The sequence below is a fragment of the Chamaesiphon sp. OTE_20_metabat_361 genome (assembly GCF_031364565.1).
On record NZ_JANLWO010000690.1, the window covers coordinates 1 to 3,029 of the forward strand.

The window sequence follows — 3,029 nt, forward strand, 5'->3', positions numbered from 1 at the left end:
ATTCATCAGCGAAAAGAACCGTCCCCAGCTCCAATCCATCTCCAGATAACCAACTGCATAAATCTGAGATACCAGACTAATCGTCGTTACCACCGCCGTAGCAGTCAGTGTAATCGTCGAAATCTCGATCGGAAAATTGATGTCTAAGGTGCTGCTGTGCAGCCAGCTATAGCTGATTTGGTACGGCGGTAGCTCCCAACCTGTGATTAAGGCTAACAACCCATGAATCACCGCTACCCCCGCCATGAGGATATTTACATAACCAGCAGGTCTGGTGCCGAGTTGTCCCGACCAGCCGAGCGACCAGGGGAGTGCCAAAAGTGCCCCAATTATTGGGTAGCAAGGAATCAACCAGATATTCTGAAGAATTATCGAGTCCATAGATTTAAATCTATCGTTTAATATAAGAGATTAGTTATTGCTCTATGTAAAAGATTAATCTAAAATTCATCGAAAAGATAGGCAAATCATAGAGTTTTATCAAATGTTCACTCTAGCTTTTGCTTATCTTATCTATAGCGTATAGTCGATCGTCTATCGTTATTTTAGGGCTAAATCTATGTTTAATAACGTACTGACGAATTGATGTAGTTAACGTTAGTTTCTCCTAGCTCCAGAGGCTACGCCAATGGGATAATTTCATGCACTCATTAGCACCCAAACCAAATCTGCATCTTGTAAGTTGCGATCGCGGTGTCTTTTTGGTTGCTATGCAAAATCTCAGTCAAATTGCCCAATTGTAACAACGACCAGATTCTCGCGGCCAGCAGAGGCTACACCAACGAGTCATCGTTCCAGATCTCACTCGCTTTGCTTCACTATTAGAAACCTCGCTTGAAACTACGCCGTTACAGCGATTGACAGACTCGATCGCTTGTCTCCTTTGGCATTAAATTATGCCTAAATCACAAAATCGTTAATTTAACAAGTACGGATATCTGTCTTGGACGAACTGTTAGTTCAGTACTGAGTTAATTCGATACTACGCTATATTGCTTAGTATTGGTGATGCTTTTTAACATTTCCTAAGTATAAAAGCTTGGTTTAAGTATAAATTGCACTCATTATTCAAACTGACATTAGTTAGGAGCTTGGCGAGCGATTTAGCTTTGAGGCTGCCTGTGCCAAGCACGAAGAGCGCCGTTAAGCTAATTTAGCCAGTCTTAAGTAAATCGAAGCGGGATTGTTACTTTCCGAAAACTTAGTGGGCACTATACAAGAATAGAGACTCAGTACTACATTTCAATTCCAATTTCAGCGATTGACAATACTTTAAGAGCCATCAGCATTAACTTGGATGCCTTGTCACCAGCTACTTACGTTTCTATCCATTTCCCGATCGACAATAACTGCTCAAATCCATTGCGAAAATATGTTCGTCTTCATTGTGCCATTGCGTAGTCCAGAAACATGTAATGACTGGGCAAAAGTTTCCGCATTATGTAATGGTACATTACATAGTTTACTCGACCAAAGTTCGCCAAATTACCACATCATCCTAGTCTGTAATGTGCCCCCGATCGACTTTGTTCCTCATCCCCGGATTAGTGTCATTCAAGAATCATTTCCAGTTCCTAATTCTCTAACCGATAGATTTGGGGATATCTATCTAAAAATTAAGCGAGGAATGCTGGCTATCAAGCAGCTTCAGCTCGTACAGAAGCATTCTGATACTTTTGTGATGAGAGTAGATGCTGACGATCTCGTCTCCAATCGGCTAGTTGCTTTTACCGAAAAGCACCCATATGCTGATGGATGGTTCTTTGCCAGTGGGTATATCCATGAAGTAGGTAGCAACCACCTATTCCTGCATCCTCAATTTATGTCAGTATCTGGAACTTCACATATTATCAGGTGTAATTATGCAGATTTTCCTGACTCTATGGATGTGCCAGCAACTGAATGGTTAGATCCAATTTGGCAACATCTCAATGTCAATAGCTTGCTTGAATCTAGAGGTAAGAAGTTGAGGTCGCTACCATTTGCTGGAGCCGTTTATCAAATAAACTTTCAAAATGTTTCAGCAACTCATCTGAATAATATTAGATTTTCAAGTATGAAAGCTGCTATTTGGAAAGCTTTATTCAAGCGAAAAATCACGTCTATAATCATCAAAGAATTTGGATTTTGCCAGAGTACAATTGAGGGTGTACTATCACTCGATGAGGCATCACCACATCCTTGGGCGATCGACTAATCTAGGTTAATTAGTTGTAATTAATTGGCATCGTAAAGATAAAATACAGTTACTTTAACTAACAGATCTATAAAATCGTACCGTTGGCGAAGCCTTCTTGAAGGCTTCGCCAACGGTACGCGTTTTACCTGAGCGCGGCAAAATACTGCTATGTCTAGCTCATTTCTAGCATCCGTTGCATCGGACGCAAAGCTGCCAAGCGGACATCTTCAGACATCGTAATTTCTGGCGATCGAGTCTTCATTGCCAGATATAATTTTTCTAATGTATTCAAGCGCATATGCGGACATTCATTACACGCACAATTATTAATTGGTGGCGCAGGGATAAACTCTTTGTGAGGTTGAGCTTTTTGCATTTGATGAATGATTCCCGGTTCAGTGGCGATAATAAATTGCGTACTGGAACTCTGTGCCGTATATTTTAATAACGCACTCGTCGAACCGATAAAATTAGCGTGTTGTAATACCGACTCTTCGCATTCTGGGTGAGCGATAATTTCGGCTTCGGGATGATTTATCTTAAGTTGTACCAACTTCTTTTCCGAAAAAGTTTCATGTACGATACAACTGCCCTGCCATAATACCAGCTCTCGATCGGCTTGCTGCATCACATACCGTCCCAGATTGCGATCGGGTGCAAAAATAATTCCCTGCTCTGTGGGAATCTGTTTGACAATTTTGACAGCATTAGAACTCGTACAGATAATATCGCTCAAAGCTTTAATTTCTGCCGTACAGTTAATGTAAGAAATCACAATATGGTCGGGATATTTTGCCTTGAATGCCGCAAATTTATCGGGCGGACAACTATCCGCCAGCGAACATCCCGC

2 protein-coding genes and 1 pseudogene are annotated in these 3,029 nt (G+C 41.3%); 1 reads left to right on the top strand and 2 read right to left on the bottom strand.

Annotated elements, in window-relative coordinates:
* A pseudogene (locus RMO35_RS19515) lies at window positions 1-381 on the bottom strand (NAD(P)H-quinone oxidoreductase subunit F); the annotation flags it as partial.
* A gap of 991 nt (window positions 382-1,372) precedes the next feature.
* Between RMO35_RS19515 and RMO35_RS19520 the strand changes: the two are divergent.
* Complete coding sequence (locus RMO35_RS19520) at window positions 1,373-2,197, top strand: glycosyltransferase family A protein (protein ID WP_309743350.1); 825 nt, start codon at window positions 1,373-1,375, stop codon at window positions 2,195-2,197.
* Window positions 2,198-2,351: 154 nt separating this feature from the next.
* On the opposite strand, the gene nadA is transcribed toward RMO35_RS19520, so the two are convergent.
* A partial coding sequence (nadA, locus tag RMO35_RS19525; protein ID WP_309743352.1) for a quinolinate synthase NadA occupies window positions 2,352-3,029 on the bottom strand: 678 nt, incomplete at its 5' end.